The organism is Massilia sp. Root351, from assembly GCF_001425045.1.
Taxonomy (GTDB): domain Bacteria; phylum Pseudomonadota; class Gammaproteobacteria; order Burkholderiales; family Burkholderiaceae_D; genus Rugamonas.
On the sequence record NZ_LMDJ01000036.1, the window covers coordinates 67,749 to 90,662 of the forward strand.

The following is a 22,914-nucleotide window of genomic DNA, read 5'->3' on the forward strand; positions in this document are numbered from 1 at the left end:
TCCCGCCCATGAAAATCGCGCCGCCTTGTCAGGGGCGGCGCGCGTGGCGGCAAGTGCGCGGAAACAACAGCGCGGCAAGCGGGCCGCCATGCGGCGGCCACCGCGCCAGCTAAGCGGCTGCGGCCATCAGGCAGCCAGCGCCTGCATCTGCGCGGGCGCGGCGCCGGTGGCGCGGCGGCGGCGCAGCACCAGCGCCATCAGCGCCAGGCCGGTGCCGGTCAGCAGCCAGTCGGACGGCTCAGGCACCGTGACGACGGCGCCCGGGTCGCCGGGACCGTTGCCGATCGAGCCGCTGCCGCCCGGCGTGGTGGGCGGCGTCCACAGGTACTGGGCGATGGCGCCGGTGACCGGGTCGTAGTTGCCGACCAGGTTGCCCAGGCTGTCGAAGGCGGTGATGCTGAAGTTGGAGATGTAGCCCGACACCGGATCGGCCGCGCCGGCAAAGCTCAGGTCGAAGGAGTACACGGAATTGAAATCGACCGCGAACGCCAGCTCATTGAACGCCAGGTTGCTGAACAGGTAGCCGCCGCCTTGCGGCGTGACATTGTCGTTCAAATCCACGACCGCATGGTCGAAGCCGACCAGGCTGGACATCAGCGCGGTCGCCTCGACGCCGTTGCCGGGCGAGCTGAACTGGAAGTCCAGGTAGCCGCCGGCCACGCCGAACGTGCGGGTGTCGATCGAGACCATCACACCGGCCGAAGCCAGGCCGCTGACAGCCGCCAGCACCAGGGTCAGCGCGGCGCGGCGCAGGGTTTTGCTGAAGAAGTTGCGCATAAGTTGTTTTCCTTAGAAGGTACCGGTGTAGAACTTGGGCGTGTAGGTCACGACCGCTTTATTCGGATTGCTGAAGGTCAGCGAGACCGTCATGGTGGCGCCGGGCGCCAGCGTGCCGCCCAGCGTGAGGTAAGGCGCGCCGCCGTAGATGCCGCTGGCGTTGTCCAGCACCAGGCCGCTGGCCAGGCCGTTCAGCTGCAGCTGGAACGGACCGCTCAGCGGCGTGCTGCCATTGTTGGTCAGGTACAGCACGCCGGACGACTTCTGCGTGAAGCGGTTGTACACCGTGCCCTGCTGCACGAACTTGATGCTGCCGCTGATGTCGGCAAACTTCGGCTGCAGGTTCAGGCTGACCACCACCGGATCATGGTCGGACGCGCGGTAGGCCAGCGCGTTGTACAGGTCCTGCGGCTTGCCGTCCTTGTTGTAGTCGATCACGGTCGGCTCGTCGGCGTTGACGTGCCATTCAGCGGCGCCGGCCACTTGCGGGCTCAGCGTGCTGCTGGCCAGCGCGTGGTCGAGGTAGCCGCTGTTGCTGCCGAATACGTAAGAGTACGGCGAACCGTGCGGACGCACATAGCGCTCCAGCTGGTTGACGAAGCCGGCGTTGGTCATCACGAACACCGGGTCTTCCATGCCGTAGGAGTTCATGTCGCCGATCAGCAGCACGTCCGGGTCGCCGGCGGCGGCGGCCACTTGCGGCACGAAGCTGTTGACCAGGCGCGCGGCCTGCTGCTTGCGGGTATTGTTCCAGCAGCCCTGGCTGTCGCCCTGGTCGGCGTCCAGGCCGCTGCCGGACGGGCAGCTGCCTTTCGATTTCAGGTGGTTCACCACCAGCGAGAATTTCTCGCCGTTGCCGGCCTGGAAGGTTTGCGCCATCGGCGGACGGTTGTTGATGGCGTCGGCGTCGGACAGCGCGCCGCCCACCAGCGTCAGCCTGGACGGCTTGTAGATCATGGCGACGCGGATGGCGTCGGTGCCGGTGGCGGCCGGGGCCGGCACCACGGCGTAGGCGCTGGAGCCGACCGCCTCGTTCAGCACATTGGTCAGGTAGGTGACCGCGTACTCGCCGTTGTTCTGGATCTCCATCAGGCCGTAGACGTCGGCATCGATGGCTTTCAGCTCGGCCACGATCTTGTCGCGCTGGCGCACGAACTCTTCCATGTTGTCGGCGCCGCGGCAGTTGCCGGCCGTGGTGGTGCTGCCGACCTTGCAGCCCTGCCCGCTCTGGCCTTCGACGTTGCGGCCGTTGGTGAAGGTGGTGAAGAAATTCAGCACGTTGGCGCTGGCCACTTTCACGTTGCCCGCCGCCAGCACGGGCGCGTCTTCGCGCGGATTGCTGCGCGAGAACACCGGCGCGGCGCTAGGCTGCAGCTTGAACGCGGTGGTGTTGCCGCCCACGGCGCCGAAGTCGATCACGCCCACCAGGTCGGTGACCGTGTCGCCCACGCGCACCGTGCCGTCCTGGCCGATGTAGGGAATGGTGGCCGGGGTGACGAACAGGCCGTCGTCCAGCACGATCATGCCGGCCGCGTTGGACGCTGCCAGCGCGTAGGCTTCCGGGGTGCGCGCCGGATGGCGGTTGGTCGGCACTTCCAGGCGGCCGTTGGCCAGGGTCAGCTCGCCGCGGTCGCCCAGGAATTCGGCCTGGTTGATGGTCAGCGCACGGGTGAAGCGCACCAGCATGCCTTCGTAGTGCGCCAGGTTGGCGCCCAGTTCGACATTGGCCGGCGTGATGGCCGGGCCGTCGCCCATCGGCACCACGGCCGTCACGTCCTTGAATTCGGTGTAGGAGCGCTTGGCGCCGCTCGGCGTATATTCGAACACCAGGCCGGTGACGCGGGCGACCTGGCCCACTTGCACGGTGGGCGCAGTGACGGTGTAGACGAAGATGCCATCGGAGCTGGTCGGGTCGTTGTCGCCGGCCGCGTCCTGCATGAAGAAGCCGTTCGACACTTTCAGGGTCACCACGCCTTCGGCGGTCTGCACGGTGTTGGCCACCGGGCTGGGCGTGTCGCCGGCGCTGGCGCCCTGGATCTGCGGAATCGTCATGGTAACGTTGGCCAGGCCGGTTACCTTCACGGTAACCGGGCAGGTGGCGAACTGGTTGCCGTCGTTGGCGAACTGGATGGTGACCGGGTAGCTGCCGACAGCCAGGCCGGCCGCCGCGCTCAGGTTGACGCTGGCGGTGCCGCCGACGGCGCCGGCGGCCGTGAAACCGTCCAGGCTGATGCCGGCCATGCCGCCAACGGAGATGGTGGCGGCGTTGACGATGCTGTCTTCATCGGTGGCCGTAAGCGGCACGCTGCCGCTGTAGCCCTGCGCCACCGACAAGGTCGATGGACAAGTGGCAACGATGGGCTTGACCACGGTGGCGCCGCAGGCCTGGGTAACGGCGCTGTTGCGCGGGTTCGGCGCCAGCACTTCGAAGTCGGCGCCGTTGTTGTCGGTGTCGACGCAGCCGTTGTTCTTGCGCAGCGCGGCGGTCAGGTTGCCCAGGGTGCCGGTGGGCGTGCCGCCTTCGGAGAAGTTGGCGGTGCTGCCATAGCCGACCAGGTCGACCAGCGATGCACCGCTCGGGTTGGCCACGGTGAAGGCAGTGGTGGTGCTGCTCAGGGCAACCTTGCCTGCGCCGCCAGCCATCGGGATGGTGCCGATCTTGTCGGCCGTGACGGTGGTGGCGGTGCCTCCGGCGCCGGCAGCCTGCTGCACCATGTAGAACTGGCCCGGCTGTAGCGTGACGCTGGTCAGCGGCGTGACCTGCCAGCTGCTGCCGGTGGCGGACGCATATTGCACACTCCAGCCGTTCAGCGACACCGGCGCGCTGCTGCGGTTGTACAGTTCGATGAAGTCGTGCTTCAGCGTTGCGCCGGTGGCGCCGGTGCCGTTGCCGCCCGCGCCGTAAACCTGGCTGATGACGACGGCCGAATCGGCCAAGGCGGGTGCGGACAGGCTGGCCAGCAAGGCGGCCAGGACGGTAAGGCGGCCTGGCACGGCCGGGGCGGATGGTTTCATATGCGGTCCTGATGTGGAGGGTGTTAACAATATGACTTTATAATTGCTATCCACATATTAATATAAGCACATGACAAATTGATGACTTGTCATTAGTCCAAACGGACTAAAGTTGTAATCGCCCAACAAGTGTCCTGAGGACCATGCCCCGGCATGCCGCTCAGGGTCGTCGATATGGCGCGGCCAGCGGCTCGCCGATGAAGACCCCCTGCGCCGGCCAGGAGACGCTTTTCCAATACGCTTCCAGCGCGCTGTCGCCGTTCAGGTAATGGCGCAGCAGGACCGCCGGATGGGGAAACTTCTGCCAGTAATTGCAAGGCTCGCTGACGGTGCCGTAGCTGGCGGTGGCGCCGGCTTCCAGCCAGCGCAGGCTGCTCATCTGCGTGGTGCCGTACAGGTCGCCGCCGAAGGAGGTCAGGTGGTCGGCCAGCGCGCCGGGCAGGAAGCCCAGCGTGTCGAGCTTGTCCACCTTGGCCATGCCGGTCTGGTAGACCATGATGTCGCGCACGCCTTCCAGCGCGTCCGCCTGGCGGTTGTGGATGGTGAGCTTGCGCTGCGCCAGCACGCCGGCGCGCGGGAAGAACTGCGCGCGGCTGTTGCGCTGCACTTCGCTGGTGGCCAGGTAGTAGGCACCGGCGGCCGGCATGCGGAAGCCGCTGGCCACGCCGCGCCCGATCAGCGTCTTGGCTTCCTGCACCGAGTCGGCCGGCAGCAGCATGGCCAGGCGCATGCCGAGCGCCGTGAACGGCAAGGGGGCGGTGGCGTTGAAGTAGGCGCTGGGCTTGGCCGGCTGGCAGGTCTTGGCGCACAGCGCGCTGTCCAGCCCCAGCGTGTAGGCGGCGGTGATGCCGTTGCACTCGACCGCATAGGGTGCGCTCCAGACCATCAGCACGGCCTGGATGTCCGGCCCCAGCTTGGCGTCGATATCGTCCTTGAGCTGGCGGAACTGCGCCGCGCTGAGCTTGCGCGGCTTGTCGGCGATCCGCACATGCACCATGTTCTGCTGCGGGATACCGCGCTGCTGGCGGTAGTACTCGGCCACCTGCACGCTGTTGGGATCGGCGTCGTTGACGACCACGGCCAGCTGGGCGGGCATGATGGCGGCTTGGGCTAAGGGAGCGGCGGCGAGGCACAGCGCGGCCAAAGCCGCGAGCAAGGAGGCGCGTGAAGCGGCGAGCGAAGCGGCGAGCGAAGTGGCGAGCAAGCGGATGAGGGTCTCCCTGACGAAAAAACGGAAGCCGCAGCTTCCGTTCCGATTATAGCGCCCTCCGGCGCCACATCATCCTTGTTGCATCAAGCCGATGCTCAAGCCTGGTTCTTGCGGCGGCGGGCCAGGAAGCCCAGCACGCCCAAGCCACCCAGCAGCATGCCGTAAGTGGCAGGCTCAGGGACGGGAGCCAGCGTCAGCATGCCGCCGTAGCTGGTGTTGGCGCCGCTCAGCACGGAACCGGTCACTTGCAGGTAGTAGCTGTCGGCGACCAGCGGGCCCAGGGCCTTGATGGTCCACACGTCGGCTACGCCGTTGCCGTGCTGAACGCCGCCGATCGACAGGCCAGCCGAGTTGAACAGGCGCAGATCGGTGATGGCGATATTGTCGAACAGGCCGGGCGACACAGCGATGACGCCGCCGACGAAGTTGACCGCGCCCGCAGTGGAGAAGTTCCAGCGGTCGCTGAAAATGTCACCGGCGCTGACCGAGGTCAGGTCGCGCCCGAAGTGGGCGGTATTGCCGGTCAGCGACACGGCGCTGCTCTGGCTGATGTCCGCAGCGTGTGCCAGGGTAGCGCCCGCACTGGCGCCCAGCAGGGCCAACGCGGCTACGATGGATTTGGTTTTGATCATGTTTACCCCCGGTAAAAAAGGATGAATAGCAGGAAAGCTGTCGTGTGCGCACAAGACTGCAAACCCATCCTAGCATGCTCTAAACGAAACATTAACAAGGAATCACTGAAAAATTTCCGTTCAAAAACAATGCCTTACGTAAATTTTAGGGCCAAGGTGACTAGCAAGCCCGGCAGTTACTGGCCTCGCGGGCGATCCGCTGAACGGGGTAGGATTGAGCCTACAAAAATGCAAGCCATCCAGGAAGGGGCGCGGGCATGAAAAAAGGGGGCCGCGGCCCCCTTCTTGCTTATCAGTATGTACGCTTGGTTATGGTCAGGTACGCTGATAGACGTCTTCGAAACGCACGATGTCGTCCTCGCCCAGATAGCTGCCGGACTGCACCTCGATCAGGTGCAGCGGCAGTTTGCCCGGATTTTCCAGGCGGTGGTTCATGCCGATAGGAATGTAGGTGGATTCGTTCTCCGTCAGCAGCGTGACCTTCTCGCCGCAGGTGACGCGCGCCGTGCCGCTCACCACGATCCAGTGCTCGGCGCGGTGGTGGTGCATCTGCAGCGACAGCTTGCCGCCCGGATTGACGGTAATGCGCTTGACCTGGAAGCGCTCGCCGATATCGATGCCCTCGTAGCAGCCCCAAGGACGGTAGACCTTGGTGTGGTGCAGGTGCTCGGTGCGGTCCTTGGTCTTCAGGTGCTCGACGATCTGCTTGACGCGCTGCACCTGGTCCTTGTGGGCCACCAGCACCGCGTCGTTGGTTTCCACCACCACCAGGTCCTTGACGCCGACCACCGCCACGATGCGGCTCTCGGCGCGCACCAGGGTGCCCTGCACATCGTCCAGGTAGACGTCGCCGCGGGTGACGTTGCCGGCCGCGTCCTTCGGCAGCACGTCGTGCAGCGCGGACCAGGAGCCCACGTCGTTCCAGCCGATGTCGGCCGGCACCACCACCGCGTGCTGGGTCTTTTCCATCACCGCATAGTCAATCGAGTCCGACGGGCAGGCCGTGAAGGCGGCTTCGTCCAGGCGGCAGAAGTCCAGGTCGCGGTAATCCTTCTGCACGGCCGCCTCGGCGGCGGCGGCGATCTCCGGCTGGAACTTGGCCAGCTCGGCGATGTAGGCGTCGGCGCGGAACAGGAACATGCCGCTGTTCCAGAAGTAATTGCCGGCGGCGACAAAGCCTTCGGCGGTGGCGCGGTCCGGCTTCTCGACAAAGCGGTCCACCTTGAAGCACTGCTCGGCGCCGGCGCCGGCGCCGCTCTGGATATAGCCGTAGCCGGTTTCCGGCGCGGTCGGCACGATGCCGAAGGTGGCCAGCGCACCGTCCTTGACCATGACCAGCGCGCGCTCGACCGCCTGGTGGAAGGCGGCCACGTCGCTGATGACATGGTCGGCCGGCAGCACCAGCATGACGGTATCGGGGTCGATGGCCTTCAGGTAGTGGGCGGCGGCGGCCACGGCCGGCGCCGTGTTGCGGCCGACCGGCTCGAGCAGGATGCCGAGCGGCTTGATGCCGATTTCACGCATCTGTTCGGCCACCAGGAAACGGTGCTCGTTGCCGCACACCACCAGCGGCGCCATCAGCTCGACCGTCGCCGTAGGCGCGCGGCCGGCCACGCGCAGCGCGGTTTCCTGCAGCATGGTCTTGTCGGCAACCAGCGGCAACAGCTGCTTTGGCAGCACAGCGCGCGACAGCGGCCACAAACGGGTGCCGGCGCCGCCGGACAGTATGACGGGATAGATTTTCATGCAGTATTGATCCGATCGATCCAATTATTTATAGAGTAGTTCTTCTTGCCTGCGGCGGCGGCGACGGTCGCGGGCATTGGCCCATTCGCCTGTTTCGTATTCCGAAACATGCTTCATTTCACCTGCGCGGTCGACACTATAATCCTTGAAGACAATTAATTCTTCCAAGGTAACATCCGGTAACACGCGAGTATATTCGAACAACACACTTCGCACCACCTCCGCGCCGCTGCAGACGTGGCTACCGTGGCCTATCCACGTCGGTCCGACGATGCGGGCGCCCGCTTCCACCCTGGCGCCGGAGCCGATGTACACCGGTCCCTCGATCCTGGTGCCACCGCTCCAGTCGATGCTGGTGTTAAGCCCGACCCACAGCCCCTCGTCGACCTGGATGCCGGGCACTTTCATGTTTTCCACCTCGCCCAGCAGCACGCTCTGCAGCACTTCCCAGTAATCCTTGACGCTGCCGATGTCGATCCAGTTGAACTTGCGCTGCTGGGCGTAGAACGGCAGGCCCTTCTCGGCCAGCAGCGGGAACAGTTCGGAACCGATGTCGAACGGACGGTCGGTGGGGATCAGGTCGATCACTTCCGGCTCGAAGATGTAGATGCCGGTGCTGGCAAAATTGGACAGCGCCTCTTCCTGCCTGGGCTTTTCCTGGAAGGCGCGGATGCGGCCGTCGGCGTCGGTGACCACCACGCCGTAGCTGGGCACCTTGTCCCACGGCACTTCGCGCGTGATGACCGAGGCCAGCGCGCCCTTGCGGCGGTGCTCGAACAGCGCCGACTTGATGTCCAGGTCGATGATGGCGTCGCCGCACAGCACGATGGTGGTGTCGTCGAAGAAGCCGCCGAACTCCTGGATTTTCTTGATGCCGCCGGCCGAGCCGAGCGGCTCGGGCACGACTTCGCCGTCGTTATTGGTGTAGCCCTCGAAGGAATAGCCGATCTGCACGCCGAACTGGTGCCCCTCGCCGAAATATTCCTCGATCTTCTCGTGCAGATAGCTGACGTTGACCATGATTTCCGTGATGCCGTAGCGGGCCAGGTGCTCGACCAGGTAAGCCATCACGGGCTTGCCCAGGATGGGAATCATCGGTTTCGGTAAATCGTAGGTCAGCGGACGCACGCGCGTCCCCTTGCCAGCTGCCAATATCATCGCTTTCATGCGTACACTCCTTGAATTAAAAAAGGGCCGCGAACGGCCCCTTGTGTTCTTACAGGCGCCAGACGCAAAGTCCGGCGTCCTTCAGTGCCGCCGTGTCGAACGCCGCCTTGACGTCGATGAAGCAGCCACCCTTGATCAGTTTTTTCTGGATGTCCTCGACCGGGCGCGCCAGCAGCTCGGCGTGCGACACCGCCGCCACCACCGCGTCGGCGCGCGGCAGGTCGTCCCAGCTGTACAGGCGCACGCCGTATTCGTGCATGGCCTCGTCGGCGTCGGCGTACGGGTCGTGCACAAACACTTCGATGCCGAAGTCGCGCAGCTCGTTGATGACGTCGCCCACCTTGGAATTGCGCAGGTCGGCGCAGTTTTCCTTGAAGGTCAGTCCCAGCACGTTGACGCGCGCGCCCTTGATGTAGCTGCCGGCGGCGATCATGTTCTTGACGGTCTGCTCGGCGATGTATTTGCCCATGCCGTCGTTGATGCGGCGGCCGGCCAGGATCACCTGCGGGTTGTAGCCGAGCTGCTCGGCCTTGTGGGTCAGGTAGTAAGGGTCGACGCCAATGCAGTGCCCGCCCACCAGGCCGGGGCTGAACTTGAGGAAGTTCCACTTGGTGCCGGCGGCCTGCAGCACTTCCGAGGTGTCGATGCCGATTTTGTCGAAGATGATGGCCAGCTCGTTCATCAGCGCGATGTTCAGGTCGCGCTGCGTGTTCTCGATGACCTTGCACGCTTCGGCGGCCTTGATGCTGGTGCAGCGGTGCACGCCCGGCACCACGATGCGCTCGTACAGCTGGGCCACTTTTTCCAGCGTGTCCGGGGTGTCGCCGGCCACCACCTTGAGGATGGTGGTCAGGGTGTGGTGCTTGTCGCCCGGGTTGATGCGCTCGGGCGAGTAGCCGACGTTGAAGCCTTCCTTCCATTTGCGGCCGGACGCCTGCTCCAGCACCGGGATACACACTTCCTCGGTGGCGCCCGGGTAGACGGTCGATTCGTAGACGACGATGGCGCCGTCCTTCATGTGCTTGCCCACGCTCTTGCTGGCGCCCACCAGCGGCGTGAAGTCGGGGTTGTGGGCGTTGTCGACCGGGGTCGGCACGGCCACCACGATGATGTCGGCCTCGGCCAGCATGGCCGGATCGGAGGTGTACTCGGCGTGCTCGGAGGCGGCCATCTGCTCGTCGCTCAGTTCGCGCGACGGGTCGGTGCCGTGGCGGCAGGCGTCCACTTTCGCTTGCGAAATATCGAAACCGATGGTGCGTCCATGCTTGCCGAACTCGATCACCAGGGGCAGGCCCACGTAGCCCAGGCCAATTACTGCAACTGTCGTCATTTTCTTCATCCTAGTGTTGGGGATTGCGTGTTAGCGGGGGCGGCTGCCAGCCGCCTCCTTGAGGAACAGCCAGACAAAGGCCATGTCCTCGATAAAATAGCGCCGGAACATGCGGCGCGGTTCCTGCAGAAAACGGTAGAACCATTCCAGCCCGGACTTTTGCATCCACAGCGGGGCGCGCTTGACGCGGCCGACCGCCACGTCGAACGTGCCGCCCACGCCCATGGCGAACGGGATCTTCATATGCTCCTGGTACTGGCCCAGGAAATGCTCCTTCTTCGGAGAGCTGATCGCGACAAACAACAGGTCGGCCTTGGCGGCGCGCACCTGCTCGACCACGCCGGCCTCCTCCTCCGGCTTCCAGTAGCCGTTGCGGTAGCCGCACACGGTCAGGCCGGGGTATTTGAGTTCGTACTGGCGCTTCACTTCGGACACCACTTCCTCGCGCGCGCCCAGCAGGAACACGCGCCAGCCGGTCTTGGACGAGCGCTGCATCAGCGCCTCGAACAGGTCGACGCCGGCCACGCGCTCCTTGAGCGGCTTGCCCAGCAGGCGCGAGGCCCACACCACCGGCATGCCGTCCACGTTGATCAGCGCGCACTCGTTGATGATGCGGCGCAATTCGGCGTCGTGGGCGGCCTTGACCAGCTTGTCCACGTTGACCACCACATGCTGGTGCGGCTTGCCGCTCTGGATGAAGCCGTCGATGGTCTGCAGGGTTTCTTCCATCGTCAGATTATCGACCTGGCAGCCCATCATGGTGATGCGTGCGTTCATGCTGTGCGCTCCTTGTTCAGTTCTTTGTCGAGCACGGCCACGATGCGCTCGGCGGCCTTGCCGTCCCACAGGTGCGGGCGGCGGCCCTGTTTGCCGGCGCCGCGCAGGATTTGCGCGGCCGCGCCGGTGATGGCCTGCGGCGAGGTGCCGGCCAGCACGTTGGTGCCCTCTTCCACCGTCACCGGGCGCTCGGTGTTTTCACGCAGCGTGACGCAGGGCACGCCCAGCGCCGTGGTTTCTTCCTGCAGGCCGCCGCTGTCGGTGAGTACCAGCGCGGCGTCCTTCCACAGGTCGAGGAAGGCCATGTAGCCTTGCGGGCCGACCAGGGTGATGTCCGGGCCCAGGCTGATGTCGAATTTCTCCAGGTTGGCGCGGGTGCGCGGATGGACCGGGAACACCAGCGGCAGTTCGCGCGCGATGTCGCGCAGCGCGCCGGCCAGCTGGGCCAGCATGGCCGGGTCGTCGACGTTGCTGGGGCGGTGCAAGGTGACCACGCCGTAACGCTTGCCGTCCGACAGGCCGAGGCCGGCCTTGATGGCGGCGCTGTCCAGACCGGCGCCGCCGCTCGCGGCCAGCTTGCTGGCCTGGAACAGCACGTTGTCCACCATCACATGGCCGACATAGTGCACGGCCGCCTCCGGCTTGCCCTCGCGGCGCAGGTGCTCGACCGCGCTCGGCTCGGTGACGAAGAACCAGTCGCTGATGCTGTCGGTGACCAGGCGGTTGATCTCTTCCGGCATGCTCATGTCGCCGCTGCGCAGTCCCGCTTCCACGTGGGCCACCGGGATGGTCAGCTTCTTGGCCACGATGGAGCAGGCCAGCGTGGAGTTGACGTCGCCCACCACCAGCACCGCGTCCGGACGCTGCGCGACGCACAGCTCCTCGAACGCCAGCATGATCTTGGCAGTCTGCTGCGCGTGGCTGCCGCCGCCGGCGGCCATGAACAGGTCGGGCTGGGGGATGCCGAGCTCTTCGAAGAAGACGTCGTTCATCTCGCGGTCGTAGTGCTGGCCGGTGTGGATGATCTTGAACGACAGCCCGCCGTGCGCCTGCAGCGCACGCACGATGGGGGCGATTTTCATGAAGTTCGGACGCGCACCGGCGACCAGATAAATCATAGCCATAACATTCCTAAGCATAAAAAAGATCAAAGAGACAACATGTTAATCGCAGTGCAGCATTTCCTGTCGCACGGCTGAGTCAGGCGGCGCGCGCCAGCGGCTTGGCCACGATGGCCGGGCTGAGCGGCACACCCAGCTCGGTATAGATGGCGCGCAGCTGGGCCAGCACGGCGTCGAACGAATAATCGCGCCCGACGCGCGCGAAGGCTTGCTCGCGCAGGCGGCCGCGCAGCGCCGGGTCTTGCAACACGGCCACGATGGCGTGCGCCAGCGCCGTGCCCGGACCGGGCGGCACCAGCAGCGCTTCCACGCCGTGGTCGATAAAATCGGGGATGCCGCCGACCGGCGTGGCCACCACGGGCACGCCGCAAGCCATCGCTTCGAGCAGCGCCACGCCGAGCGCTTCGAAATAGGTGGGCAGCACGAACAGGTCGGCCTGCTCCAGGTGCTGCTGCTTGGCGGCGCCGTCGACCCAGCCCGGCAGGCGCACCGCGTGCGCCACGCCCAGCTCGACGGCCAGCGCGCGCAGCGCGTCGATTTCGCCGTCGCCGGCGAACACGAACACGGTGCCGGGCAGCGCCGCCAGCACGTGGGGGATGGCGCGCATCAGGTCGAAAATGCCCTTCTTTTCATGCAGGCGGCCCAGGAACAGCACGGTGGACGGGGCGCCCGGCGGCGCGGCGCGCAACGGCGCCAGCAGCGGCGCCACCCGCACCGGGTTGCCGACCACGGCCACGCGCGCCGCCGGTTCGATGCGCAGCACGTCGGCGCGCCAGCGCGGCGCCACCACCACCACGCGCGCAGCACGGCGCAGCACCAGCCGCACCCAGGCGCGCGCGGCGGCGCCGCAGCTGTGCGCGTAAAAATCGGGAAACTCGCCGCTGTGGATATGGAACACATAAGGCACGCGGAACACGAATGCCAGCGCCGCCACCAGCGACTTGCGCCAGAAACTGCCGCGCGAGGCGCTGTGCACGTGCACCACGTCGATGCGGCGCGCGGCCAGCAGCCACACGATGCGCCACAGCGCCGAGGCCATGGTGCGCAACTGGGTGAATTTTCCGGCGCCTTCGTAGGTCGAGATATAGCGCACGCCCCATTGCTCAAACAGACCCACCTCCATGTAGGAGCGGATCACGGCGGTGATGCCGCCGTGGGCCTGCAGGCCGGTGCCGACCATCAAAATGCGGCGCGGGCCGGAAGCTGCTGTGCTGGCTGAACTCATGACTGATCAATGACTAAAATGAAAGTAAGCGAGACAATCATAGCAGTAATGCACGACGATTCTATCGTGCTCGGTGCGCACGATACGAGATATGTTTAGAGCAAGTTTGACAAAGTGCCATGCTAGAATCAGAGCATGAAAATCAGCATCGTCATCCCCGCCTACAACGCCGCCGCCTGCATTGAAACGGCGCTGCGGTCCGTGCAACGACAAAGCCACCGCGACTGGGAAGTCCTGGTGGTGGACGACTGCTCGCGTGACGACACGCGCGACGTGGTGCGGCGCTGGGCGCTGGCCGACGACCGCATCCGCCTGATCGAACAGCCGCAGAACGGCGGCCCGGCGGTGGCCCGCAACGCCGGTTTCGACGCCGCTTGCGGCGAGTGGATTGCGCTGCTGGACGCGGACGACGCCTGGGCCGCGGACCGCCTGGCCAGCTTCATGCCATATCTGGCGTCCGGGCGGCACGACCTGCTATGCGACCGCCTGGCGCTGTACAACGCGGCGCAGGACAAGGTGGTGGCGTCCAGTTGGCCGTGGGTGCGCAGGCCGCACTGCATCGGCATGCAGGAGTTGCTGCTGTGGGACTTGCCGGGCCAGCGCGCGCCGCTGGGCTGGAGCAAGCCGCTGTTCCGGCGCGCCTGGCTGAATCAGCACCGGCTGCGCTATCAGCCGGCGCTGCGTTTCGGCGAGGACTGGCGCTTGCTGGCCGACGCCGTGATGGCCGGTGCGCGCGCCGAGCTGTTGCCGTTTGCCGGCTACCGCTACACCATGCGGCTGGCCGAGAAGAACTTCAGCCAGACCAAGGTGGACACCGTGTCGCCGCTCAGGCTGCACCGCGAGATCGTGCGCCAGTATGGCGCCGGCTGGCCGCTGGCCGCGCGCCTGGCCGCGCGCCTGCGCGGCTGGCTGATCGGCGGCCTGGACGCCAAGGCGCGGCTCAAGCCCGCTGTGCACGGCAAGCGCTGGGCCGAGCTGGCCAAGCTGCTGCTGACCAGCCCGCGCTGCTGGGGCATCCTGCTGGTGCACCAGTACGAAAAACTGGTCTGGTACCGCTGAGCAAAGCTTGCGCCAAATCAATGCGGCGCCAGGTCGGCGCGCTACGCTGTGCCGATGCCCATGCCGCCGCCCCACCCCGACGACTACGATACGCCCTGGAAGCAGATCCTGGCGCATTATTTCGCGGACTTTCTGTCCTTCTACTTCCCTGACATCCACGCCGCCATAGACTGGACGCGGCCCTGGACGTTGCTCGACAAAGAACTGGCGCAAGCCACGCGGACGGCGGCAATCGGCCGCCGCGTGGCGGACAAGCTGGTGCAAGTGCACACGGCCGGCGGCCAGCAATGGGTGCTGATCCACGTTGAAGTACAAGCCAGCCGGGACGCCGACTTCGCCGAGCGCATGTTCGTTTACAACTACCGGATCTACGACCACTATCGGCAGCCGGTTGCCAGCCTGGCGGTGCTGGGCGGCACAGCCAGCGCGCAGCCGGCCAGTTTCGGCTACAGCTTGTTCGGCAGCCAGATGCGCCTGGATTTCCGGACTACCTCGCTGAACGCCTACGCAGGCGATATCGACCAGCTGCTGATGCAAGACCATCCGTTCGCCCTGGTGACCGCGGCGCATTTGCTCACGCAGCAAACGCATTTACAGCCCGCGCTGCGCTACGCGGCCAAATGGCGCTTGATGCATGTGCTGTACCAGCGCGACTGGGACAGGCAACGTATCATGGAGCTATTCCACGTCATCGACTGGATGATGCGCCTGCCGGCGGAGCTCGAAAGTGAACTCATGCTGGGTGTACATGCACTAAAAAGGAGGACTGCCATGACATACGTGCCACGTGGCATACGCGCCATTTATCGTGAAGCGCGCCGTGCGGCGCAACGGCGCGGCTTGCAGGAAGGCCGTGAACTGGGCTGGATGCAGGGACTCGAGCAGGGCTTGGAACGGGGTTTGGAACAGGGGCTGGAACGAGGACTGGAGCAAGGTCTGGAGCAAGGTCTGGAGCAAGGTCTGCAACAAGGCAGACAGGCTGGACAAGCCGTGCTGCTGGAAAATTTGCTGAGCAGGCGCTTCGGCCCGCTCCCCGAGCAAGTCCAGCAGCGCATCGCAGCGGCGCCCAGCGCGCAGATCGAGCGCTGGGCACTGGCAGCACTGGACGGCGCCAGCGTCGAAGAACTATTCCCGCAGCATTGAGGCCGGGGCCGTTCCTCAGGCGGCCCACGGCGTGACCGGCACGCCGGCCGGACGCGGCGCGTGGGCCGACAGGTCACTGCTGCGCTTGGCGCGCTCGGCCGCCTCCGCGCGGCGCAGCTGCAGCGAGTACGCGAAGGCCATGCCAAAGAACATGAAGGGGATCGCCACCGCGTTCGGGTCGCCGTAGATCGGCGCCGTCAGCGAGCCGGTAAACGCCAGGAAGTGGCCGACGAAGGCCAGACGCCACAGCATGCGCTCGCGCGGATGCTGCACGGTCCAGGCGCGCTGCAGCGCGAACAGGGTCATCAGGGCGCCGAACAGGAACACCACGCCGCCGCCTATCCAGCCGGTCTCGCCGAACAGGTTGGGCCAGTAGGTGTCGAGCAGGTACAAGTCCTGGCGGTACCACCAGTAGCGCGTGCTGTAGCCCAGCATCTCGTACACCGAGCGGTCGTACATGCGCGCGGCGTCGCCGCCGAATTTACCGAAGCCGGTGCCGAATGGGAAATAGGTATTTGCCAAATGGAAGCCATCCAGGTACAGCACCGTGCGCGGATTGGCCAGCGCCTGGTAGGACGGCAGCAAGCCCCACTGCAAGCCCAGTTCGGCGCGGTTGTGCGGTCCCAGCACCAGCAGCAAGGCGCCCAGCAACAGCACCACGGCCGCCAGCGCCAGCAACACGGCACTCAGCCTCGGCTTCATTTTCGATGCGAACAGCAAGATGGCGCAGGCGGCCAGCGCATCGAAGATTTCCTGGCGCTCGCCGGCCAGCAGCAGCACCAGCATGAACCCGCACAGCAGCACATAGTTGCCCGTGGTGCTGCCCTGCCCGCTCATGCGCCGCACGAACACGCAGCACAGGAACAGCGCGGCTACCGAGGCCAGCACGCCGGGGTGCACGAAGGGACCGGTTGCCAGGTGCAGGCCGGGCAGCAGCGGGTTGCCGTTTTGCCCGCCGCCCGCGTTGCGCGCGATCATGTGATGTACCGACGGCGCGGCAAACTCCAGCGCCAGCGCGCCCAGGCACAGCACCAGCACGATCTTGACCACCAGCCAGAAGCGCTGTTCGCTACGCTCGCCCAAGCTCACGCTAAATCCCAGCAGCAGCATGATGGGCAGCTTCAGGTCATAGGCGATCTGGTAAAAGAAGGGATGCCAGTGGATGCGGCCAGCGCTGATGGAGCCGGCCGCGCCCAGCACGAAGAACAGGCCGAACACCGCCACCATCAACTTGCCCAGCCAGGAATTGCCGGCAAAAACGAACAGGCCGCGCAGCGCGTAGATGGCCAGGGGAATCAGCACGATCGACATGACGCCGCGCGTGCGCACCGGCGAGACCGTGTCGGCCAGCGCGGTCAGCAGGGTCAGCGCCAGCATCAGCCAGAACACACCCTCGCCGCCGAAGCGGAAACTGGAAAAAGAGCCGGTGAACAGCAGCGCGCCGAAAATCAGGACGGGTGCGATCAGCATCAGCGCAAACAGGCCGGCGCCAAGGCCGACCAGGCCGCCGAACAGCAGCACGCTGAGCAGGCCGACCAGAACCAGGGGCAGCACGGACAGGCTGGAGCGCAGCTGGCCAGGCAGGCGCGGCGCGGTGGGGAACTTCATGATGGATACCGTGGAAATCTGTAGTCCGGGTAACTTATCATATCGTCAAAAAACCGCCCACGCGATTGCGCAAGCGGTCTTCGGATTGCAGCCCGTTACAGCGGTATTTCAGCGTTGTTTCAAGCTCACTTCGGCGCGCACGGGGTCTGCCCGTACATCAGGTCGTAGGTACTGGTGGGACCGCCCAGATGGATGAAGTCGGCATACAGGTTGCGCGACGGAACCATCATGGTGCCCGGCAGATACAGGCCGACCTTGGCATAGTTGCCCAGCCACGTTTCATAGCTGTTGTAGGTGTTCTTGGCGCTGAACACCTCGGTGCCGTTCATCCACACCTGGATCTGGCCCACGCCAGGCTTGTAGGACCAGTCCGCACGCACCACGAAGCAGTACCACTTGTTCAGCTCTACCGTGCCGAGGCGGATCGATTCGGCCACCGAATTGGCGCGGGTGGCCGGGTCGCTGCCGCCGCTGGTGCTGCGGTGGTTGTAGTTGAAGTCCAGCGCCAGCGTGCGGTCGGTCACCGTCAGCGAGGCCGGCGGCGACACCACGGCCGTGTTCTGGCTGGTGTGCAGCTGCGCCACCAGGGTCGGCGTGTTGTGGAATACCCAGTCGCCCGGGAAATACATGCTGAAGGTGTACCAGCGCAAGCCTTCCTTGACGTATTCGTTGCGCGGCGAGATTTCGGTGCGCGAGCCGCCCAGCACCAGCGGGTCGGTCTTCGCCACTTTCATGTGGAACACCTTCTTGCCGCTGCCGGCCGGGTCGTCCACCAGCGTGACGTTGTTGATCGAACTGCTGTTCAGCGTGTAGAAGTCCGGGAAATACCGGGTCGTCGCAGTGGCGTTGGCCGCCAGCAGCCAGGAAATGTACTGGTAGGTCTTGGGGTTGGTGGCCATGGTGGTGACCGGGCCGCCGCGCGCCGGGTCGATCTGGGCATGGGCGCCGGCCATGGCGCCGCACAGGGACGCCAATGCGATCAGTTTATTCGTCAATTGCATGCTTAACCTCTCTCGGGTACTTATTTCACCAGCGCCGTGGTCGCGCTGGTCGTTTTGCATGGCGTTTCCGCCAATAGTTTTTCCAGGGTGGTGTCCGGGCCGCCCAGGCGGATAAAGTCGGTGTACAGCACGCGCTCGGCCACGCCCAGCAAGCCAGGGAAGGACAGGCCGACCCGCGGCGTGTTGCCCGATACGCCAGGATAGGAATTGATGTCGCGCTGCGCGTCGAAGATCTTGTCGCGGTTCTGGTAAATCATCAGCGAGCCGCTGCCCAGGGTGGGCGACCACTCCGAGCGCACGGCGAAGCAATACCATTTGCCGGTCTGCAGCGTCCCCAGCTTGACCGCCTTGACCGCCGAGTTGGCCGCCGTGGCGATGTCGGTGGCGCCGCTCAGCGGCCGGTGGTTAAAGCCCAGGTTCAGTTCGATCGACGTGCCGCGCGCCACGATGGACATGGGCGGCGGCAGGCCTGCCAGCGGCACCGCCGGGCCCACCTGGGCCACGACGGCCGGATTCGGATGGGCCACCCAGGTGGTGGGGAAATACACGCTCAGGCCGTACCAGCGCGGCCCGGTCTTGCCGGCCTCGCCCAGCGGCAGGAAATCGGTGCGCAGCAGGCCGCCCACCTTGGCGTCGGTGCTGCGCACGCGGCTGCGCAACACCGTGCGGCCGCTGCCGGCCGGGTCCGTCGCATACGTCAGGTTGCCGCTCCAGGCGGAATACAGCGCATAGCGCTTGCTGAAATCGGCTTGCGGCACCGCGCCGCCCACGCTGGGATCGATCTGGCTCCAGGCCGAAGCGCTGGCTACTACACTCAAAATAATAAAACCAAGTTTCGGTAATTGCATAACGGCGTCCTCCGTGTTTCGTTATTTAATTACGATAGCATAAAACAGCCTAATTAAGCGTTGCCGTAGACCAACAGCCTTATGCTAAATTCGCTTATTAACTCCGCATGCACTTTTTGAATGAAATATCGCCAATTGATAAAGCCATCACGATTATTTATTTTCGTTAATATTAGTTCCGGAATAAGCGGATTCATTTATATTAACTTGAAACAGCCGGCCTCTGGCGCAACAGACGCAAGGCGCGCGCCGGCAGCAACGCCAGCTCGGCCGCCGACAGCGGGCGCAGCAGCAGGAGCACGCCCCAGCTCACGCCGGTCGCCGCGGCCAGGGCCAGCGCCAGGTGGAAGGCATCCCGGCCGGCCGGCAAGCCGGCCAGCACCATGGCCGCCAGCAGGCCCGCCACGCCGAACCTGGCCAGCCCGCCCCAGTGCGGGCGGTAGTGCCACTGCGGCGTGCGCAGCTGGCGCAGCACCAGCGCCGAATACACGGTCTCGGCCAGCACCAGCACGGCGAACAGCAGGCTCCAGCGCTGTTGCGGCGCGGCCAGCAGCAGCGCCAGCGGCGTCACCAGCAGCACGAAGTTGGCGCGCGTGGTGGCCGACGAGCGCCCCAGCGTGTGGGCCATCAGGTCGGTCAGGCGGCGGTGCGCCAGGATCACCAGCACGGCCAGCCAGCCTGTCAGCAGCCAGTGCGCATCCGGGTAGCGGCCGTTGCTGAGGAAGGCGCTCAGTTCGGCGCCCCGCACGGCGCACAGCACCAGCAGCGGCAGCAGGCACAGCAGGTTGGCCTTGTAGATCAGCCCGGCGCGCACGCCCAGCTTGCCCTTGTCCTGCTCGGCGGCATAGCGCACCACCAGCAAGGTGCGCACGATGCCGAGCAAGAATTCGCTGGGCAGGTATTTGCGCACTTGCTCGGCCAGGTTGCGGGCAAAGCCCAGCGGCGCGGCCGCGTCCGGTCCCAAGGTCCGGGTGGCCAGCAGGATCACGGCCTGCCAGCTCCAGGTCAGGTTGGCAATATTGCTCAGCCAGGCGTTGCGGCCCACGCGCAGCATGTCGCGCCACGCCGGCATGGACCAGTCCGCCTTAGCGGCGCCGCCCGCTCCCGCCGCAGCGCCTCGCACCTGCAGCAAGTGGCGCTGCAAGCACCAGGCGGCCACCAGCAGGCTGCAGCTGCTGGCGATCAGCTCGCCCACCGCCAAGGCGTGCGCGTTGCGCCATTCCTCGTGCGAAAACGCCAGCACCGCGTAGCCGGCCAGCGCCAGGTTGCGCAGCAGCTGGCTGGCCTGGCCGGCCTTCTGCAACAGCAAGCTCGACAGCAACTGGTCGCGGAACACCCGGCTCACGCCTTCGATCAGCATCACGCCCGCGTACAGGCGCAGCACGCCCTCCGCGTCGCGCAGGCCCAGCCAGCCGGTCAGCAGCGGCGCTGTAAAAAACAGTATCAAGGCGCCGCCCGCCAGCAGCAGCGCTTGCAGGCCCACGCTTTGCCATACAAAGCGGTACAGCGCTTTGCCGCTGGCGTGCATGCGGATTTGGGGAATATAAATACCGGTCACCCATTCCATACCAAAACCGGACAGGACGATGCCCATTTCGATAATCGAATAGGCCGCCACATAATTAATATATTGATTCTCGGGGAGCTGCCGCGCAATCCAGATAAGAATAAAAAAAGCGGCCAACGCATTTAAAAAACGGCCGCCTACGTAATAGCCTATGCTCTTATTAAAAGCACGGCCGGAGTAATTTTCTGACATGGTCTTCTTTTATGACTTCCTTGCTGGATTGCCCACCAGCTTGGCGGCGTCGGCCGGCGGCATGCTGCGCACCAGGTCGGCGATGAAACTATCTTGCAGCGCGTAGCCGGCGGCGCGGTCGGCGCCGATGTTGGAGACGCGGAACAGCAGCCCGTCGGGAATCTGGCCGTTCAGGCTAAAGCGCAGCTGGGTCAGGCGCTGGGCCAGCGCCCCGTCCACGGTTTCGTCGCCCACCCGCACCCAGTAGCTGATCGGCTCCTGGCGCGCCCCCAGCGCCGCGTACAGGCGGTTGACAGTGACGTTGGCGCCGCCGATCACTTCCTGCTGCTGCGCCACCTTGTCGACCCGGAAGCCCTGCGCGGAGTAGCATTTCTCGGGACGGTGCACGCGCAGCCGCCCGGTCTGGTCGCCGCCGTAGGCGATCGACAGCATCACGCGCTGGCCGCGCGCGTTGATATAGGTGCGCGCCAGCGTTTCATCGTACAGCTTGCCGATCACCTCTTCCACCTCGGGCGGCGGCTGCACCGGCACCACGCTGCGGTCGATGCGCCAGCCGGCGAATTCGGCCGGGATCAGGGTTTCCAGTCCCAGCTTTTCCATCTCCGGCGTATCGTGCTTTTTCGGCTTCAGCAGCGCGGCGGCGGCGCTGGTGCCGCCCATCAAGGTGGCCAGCAAGGCGCCGGCGGCAGTTCTGCGGTTCATGTTGCACTCCTGTTCTGCGCACGGCCGCTGCGGCTGCGCACCGCCCCGCGCAGCAGTGTATCGACACCGATGATCAGCAATAGCGCGCTAATAAATAGCACCATGCCGGCAAAGCCGTGCAGGAAACCCTGCCCGGCGGCATCGCCGAAATGGTAGGTAATCAAAGTCAGCGTAATGACGCGAATAATATTGGCGGTAAATGAAATCGGCACGATCAGCAGCGCCAGGCCCACATTGCGCAAAAAGGAGGCGTGCCGGACAATATTCAGGTATAGCAGGCCCAGCGCTTCCAGCGTAAACAGCGTGTGCAGGCCGGCGCACGCGTCAGCGACCAAAAGTTGATACTGGCCCACCTGCAGCACCACCCCGCTGCGCGCGATCGGGTAGCCGACGGCGAACAGGATGTGCTCGGCACACCAGGATACCGCCATCTTCATCGGCATGGTCACCGTGTCCACAAACGGGCCTGGCAGCGGCAGCATGAACAGCATGAAGAACAGCGGGAACCATTGCACCTTGAGCGCGGCCGGCCCCTGCAGCAGCAGCAGCACCGCCACCACCGTGCACGGGAAGGAAAACATTTCGATAACCTGGATGTTGAGCACCCGCCCCAGCAGATAGCTCAGCAAGCCCAGCGCCAGCACTGGCCAGCCCCAGACCGAGGCGGCGGCGCGCGCCTGGGCGCTGTCGCCGGGCGCGGCGGCCAGCATGGCCGGCCAGTTGCGGTACAGCAGCCACAGCGACACCCCCAGGATGATGGGGCCGTGGGCCTGCTCTTCCCGGCCCCACACTTCCTGCAGCGCGTCGTAGAAGGTGGGCAGGTACAGCGCCAGCAGGCCGGCCAGCGCCAGCAGCCAGGCGGCCGGCAGCGGCTTGGCGGCGGACTGGCGCGCCGGCGGCATCGGTGTGCTGGCGGAGAACATTTAGTGCTCCACCATCACCGAGCCGACCACCGCGATGCCGGCGTGCTGCAATTGGTCGACGCAGGCGCTGATGGCCGCCAGCGAGGTGCGGTTCTTGCGCGCCACCAGCAGCACCCCGCCCACGCGCGAGGCCAGCGCCAGCGTGTCCGAGCCCAGCACGCAGGCTGGCGCGTCGTACAGCACCACGTCGTAGCGCGATTCGAAATTGAGGTTCAGGCCGGCGAACGCGGCGCGCGCCAGCAGCTCTTGCGGATTGGGCGGCAAGGTGCCCGACACCAGCACCGACAGGTCGACCAGCTCGGCGATCTTTTCCACCACGCCCAGTTCGGCGCGCCCGGCCAGCACGTCGGACAGGCCGGCGCGCTGTTTCAGGCCGAAAATGTCCTGCTGGCGCGGGGTGCGCAGGTTGGCGTCCACCAGCAGGGTCTGTTCGCCCAGCTGCGAGAACACCACCGCCAGGTTGGCGGCAAACAGGCTGGCGCCGTCGCCCGGCTCCACCCCGGCCACGGCCAGCGCCTTGCGGCCGCGCCCGAACCAGCGCAGCATCAGCTGGCTGCGCACCGCGCGCAACACTTCGACCTGCGGCGAGAACGGATGGTAGGCCGCCACCAGCTGCGGCGACATGCCGCCGTCGCCCGGCGTCAGGTAGGGATAGTCGAACTGGCGCGCCAGCACTTGCTGGATGTCGGCCTCGGAAATCAGGCCCAGCCGCTGGGCCGCCTCGCCGAAGCGGATGCCCAGCTCCTGCTGCATGCGCAGCACGCGCTCGGCGTTTTCAGGGCTCAGCTTGCCGGAAGCCAGCAGCAGGCCCCCGATGCTGGAGTCGATGGCGGGCGGCAGCGCCGCCGGGGTCATGGCAGGGTGGTTCATA

19 protein-coding genes are annotated in these 22,914 nt (G+C 65.6%); 2 read left to right on the plus strand and 17 right to left on the minus strand.

All coding sequences use genetic code 11. The features are described from left to right. Window positions 1-126: 126 nt before the first annotated feature. From ASD15_RS30260 to ASD15_RS30305, 10 genes are all read right to left on the minus strand, one after another. On the minus strand, window positions 127-777 hold the full coding sequence (locus ASD15_RS30260) for an NF038129 family PEP-CTERM protein (RefSeq protein ID WP_057158788.1): 651 nt from the start codon (window positions 775-777) through the stop codon (window positions 127-129). A gap of 12 nt (window positions 778-789) precedes the next feature. Further along, the gene (locus ASD15_RS30265; protein ID WP_057158789.1) at window positions 790-3,792 is read right to left on the minus strand and encodes an ExeM/NucH family extracellular endonuclease; all 3,003 of its coding nucleotides are present in this window, start codon (window positions 3,790-3,792) and stop codon (window positions 790-792) included. 160 nt (window positions 3,793-3,952) lie between these two features. Then, on the minus strand, window positions 3,953-4,888 hold the full coding sequence (locus ASD15_RS30270; protein WP_082552248.1) for a TIGR03790 family protein: 936 nt from the start codon (window positions 4,886-4,888) through the stop codon (window positions 3,953-3,955). 209 nt (window positions 4,889-5,097) lie between these two features. Then, window positions 5,098-5,634, minus strand: coding sequence for an FxDxF family PEP-CTERM protein (locus tag ASD15_RS30275; protein WP_057158791.1), 537 nt, complete (start codon window positions 5,632-5,634; stop codon window positions 5,098-5,100). A gap of 315 nt (window positions 5,635-5,949) precedes the next feature. Continuing rightward, a complete protein-coding gene (locus ASD15_RS30280; protein ID WP_057158792.1) occupies window positions 5,950-7,380 on the minus strand; it encodes a mannose-1-phosphate guanylyltransferase/mannose-6-phosphate isomerase in 1,431 nt (476 codons plus the stop codon). A gap of 24 nt (window positions 7,381-7,404) precedes the next feature. Further along, window positions 7,405-8,547: a sugar phosphate nucleotidyltransferase gene (locus ASD15_RS30285; RefSeq protein ID WP_057158793.1), complete on the minus strand. Its 1,143-nt coding sequence runs from the start codon at window positions 8,545-8,547 to the stop codon at window positions 7,405-7,407. A 49-nt stretch (window positions 8,548-8,596) separates the two neighbouring features. Beyond that, window positions 8,597-9,877, minus strand: coding sequence for a nucleotide sugar dehydrogenase (locus ASD15_RS30290; RefSeq protein WP_057158794.1), 1,281 nt, complete (start codon window positions 9,875-9,877; stop codon window positions 8,597-8,599). Between the two features lie 30 nt (window positions 9,878-9,907). Beyond that, complete coding sequence (locus tag ASD15_RS30295) at window positions 9,908-10,654, minus strand: WecB/TagA/CpsF family glycosyltransferase (protein WP_057158795.1); 747 nt, start codon at window positions 10,652-10,654, stop codon at window positions 9,908-9,910. Then, entirely contained in the window at window positions 10,651-11,778 is a 1,128-nt protein-coding gene (gene wecB, locus ASD15_RS30300; RefSeq protein ID WP_057158796.1) for a non-hydrolyzing UDP-N-acetylglucosamine 2-epimerase, read from the minus strand. The genes ASD15_RS30295 and wecB overlap by 4 nt, the downstream gene beginning before the upstream one ends. Window positions 11,779-11,854: 76 nt before the next feature. Next, the gene (locus tag ASD15_RS30305; protein ID WP_200954128.1) at window positions 11,855-13,000 is read right to left on the minus strand and encodes a glycosyltransferase family 4 protein; all 1,146 of its coding nucleotides are present in this window, start codon (window positions 12,998-13,000) and stop codon (window positions 11,855-11,857) included. 135 nt (window positions 13,001-13,135) lie between these two features. Between ASD15_RS30305 and ASD15_RS30310 the strand changes: the two genes are divergently transcribed. Continuing rightward, window positions 13,136-14,059 (plus strand): glycosyltransferase family 2 protein, encoded by a 924-nt coding sequence (locus tag ASD15_RS30310; RefSeq protein WP_057158797.1) that lies wholly within the window; start codon window positions 13,136-13,138, stop codon window positions 14,057-14,059. Window positions 14,060-14,113: 54 nt separating this feature from the next. Continuing rightward, a complete protein-coding gene (locus tag ASD15_RS30315) occupies window positions 14,114-15,202 on the plus strand; it encodes a DUF4351 domain-containing protein (RefSeq protein WP_057158798.1) in 1,089 nt (362 codons plus the stop codon). 15 nt (window positions 15,203-15,217) lie between these two features. Here ASD15_RS30315 and ASD15_RS30320 read toward each other — a convergent pair whose 3' ends face one another. The 7 genes from ASD15_RS30320 to epsG form a co-directional block, all read right to left on the minus strand. Continuing rightward, window positions 15,218-16,810 (minus strand): hypothetical protein, encoded by a 1,593-nt coding sequence (locus tag ASD15_RS30320; protein ID WP_057158799.1) that lies wholly within the window; start codon window positions 16,808-16,810, stop codon window positions 15,218-15,220. 125 nt (window positions 16,811-16,935) lie between these two features. Then, window positions 16,936-17,811, minus strand: coding sequence for a polysaccharide lyase (locus ASD15_RS30325; protein ID WP_057158800.1), 876 nt, complete (start codon window positions 17,809-17,811; stop codon window positions 16,936-16,938). 20 nt (window positions 17,812-17,831) lie between these two features. Further along, on the minus strand, window positions 17,832-18,629 hold the full coding sequence (locus ASD15_RS30330; protein ID WP_057158801.1) for a heparin lyase I family protein: 798 nt from the start codon (window positions 18,627-18,629) through the stop codon (window positions 17,832-17,834). A gap of 232 nt (window positions 18,630-18,861) precedes the next feature. Then, on the minus strand, window positions 18,862-20,418 hold the full coding sequence (locus tag ASD15_RS33600) for an oligosaccharide flippase family protein (protein ID WP_082552252.1): 1,557 nt from the start codon (window positions 20,416-20,418) through the stop codon (window positions 18,862-18,864). 9 nt (window positions 20,419-20,427) lie between these two features. Further along, complete coding sequence (gene epsI, locus ASD15_RS30340; protein WP_057158803.1) at window positions 20,428-21,120, minus strand: exosortase-associated protein EpsI, B-type; 693 nt, start codon at window positions 21,118-21,120, stop codon at window positions 20,428-20,430. Beyond that, window positions 21,117-22,043: an exosortase B gene (gene xrtB / locus ASD15_RS30345; protein ID WP_057158804.1), complete on the minus strand. Its 927-nt coding sequence runs from the start codon at window positions 22,041-22,043 to the stop codon at window positions 21,117-21,119. The genes epsI and xrtB overlap by 4 nt, the downstream gene beginning before the upstream one ends. Continuing rightward, complete coding sequence (gene epsG, locus ASD15_RS30350; RefSeq protein ID WP_057159001.1) at window positions 22,044-22,913, minus strand: chain length determinant protein tyrosine kinase EpsG; 870 nt, start codon at window positions 22,911-22,913, stop codon at window positions 22,044-22,046. It lies immediately after the preceding gene. Window position 22,914 lies beyond the last annotated feature (1 nt).

Bases quoted from the DNA above. Each gene is read 5' to 3' on its own strand.
- ASD15_RS30260 (WP_057158788.1), bottom strand. From the start codon at position 777: ATGCGCAACTTCTTCAGCAAAACCCTGCGCCGCGCCGCGCTGACCCTG.
- ASD15_RS30265 (WP_057158789.1), bottom strand. From the start codon at position 3,792: ATGAAACCATCCGCCCCGGCCGTGCCAGGCCGCCTTACCGTCCTGGCC.
- ASD15_RS30270 (WP_082552248.1), bottom strand. From the start codon at position 4,888: ATGCCCGCCCAGCTGGCCGTGGTCGTCAACGACGCCGATCCCAACAGC.
- ASD15_RS30275 (WP_057158791.1), bottom strand. From the start codon at position 5,634: ATGATCAAAACCAAATCCATCGTAGCCGCGTTGGCCCTGCTGGGCGCC.
- ASD15_RS30280 (WP_057158792.1), bottom strand. From the start codon at position 7,380: ATGAAAATCTATCCCGTCATACTGTCCGGCGGCGCCGGCACCCGTTTG.
- ASD15_RS30285 (WP_057158793.1), bottom strand. From the start codon at position 8,547: ATGAAAGCGATGATATTGGCAGCTGGCAAGGGGACGCGCGTGCGTCCG.
- ASD15_RS30290 (WP_057158794.1), bottom strand. From the start codon at position 9,877: ATGACGACAGTTGCAGTAATTGGCCTGGGCTACGTGGGCCTGCCCCTG.
- ASD15_RS30295 (WP_057158795.1), bottom strand. From the start codon at position 10,654: ATGAACGCACGCATCACCATGATGGGCTGCCAGGTCGATAATCTGACG.
- wecB (WP_057158796.1), bottom strand. From the start codon at position 11,778: ATGGCTATGATTTATCTGGTCGCCGGTGCGCGTCCGAACTTCATGAAA.
- ASD15_RS30305 (WP_200954128.1), bottom strand. From the start codon at position 13,000: ATGAGTTCAGCCAGCACAGCAGCTTCCGGCCCGCGCCGCATTTTGATG.
- ASD15_RS30310 (WP_057158797.1), top strand. From the start codon at position 13,136: ATGAAAATCAGCATCGTCATCCCCGCCTACAACGCCGCCGCCTGCATT.
- ASD15_RS30315 (WP_057158798.1), top strand. From the start codon at position 14,114: ATGCCCATGCCGCCGCCCCACCCCGACGACTACGATACGCCCTGGAAG.
- ASD15_RS30320 (WP_057158799.1), bottom strand. From the start codon at position 16,810: ATGAAGTTCCCCACCGCGCCGCGCCTGCCTGGCCAGCTGCGCTCCAGC.
- ASD15_RS30325 (WP_057158800.1), bottom strand. From the start codon at position 17,811: ATGCAATTGACGAATAAACTGATCGCATTGGCGTCCCTGTGCGGCGCC.
- ASD15_RS33600 (WP_082552252.1), bottom strand. From the start codon at position 20,418: ATGTCAGAAAATTACTCCGGCCGTGCTTTTAATAAGAGCATAGGCTAT.
- epsI (WP_057158803.1), bottom strand. From the start codon at position 21,120: ATGAACCGCAGAACTGCCGCCGGCGCCTTGCTGGCCACCTTGATGGGC.
- xrtB (WP_057158804.1), bottom strand. From the start codon at position 22,043: ATGTTCTCCGCCAGCACACCGATGCCGCCGGCGCGCCAGTCCGCCGCC.
- epsG (WP_057159001.1), bottom strand. From the start codon at position 22,913: ATGAACCACCCTGCCATGACCCCGGCGGCGCTGCCGCCCGCCATCGAC.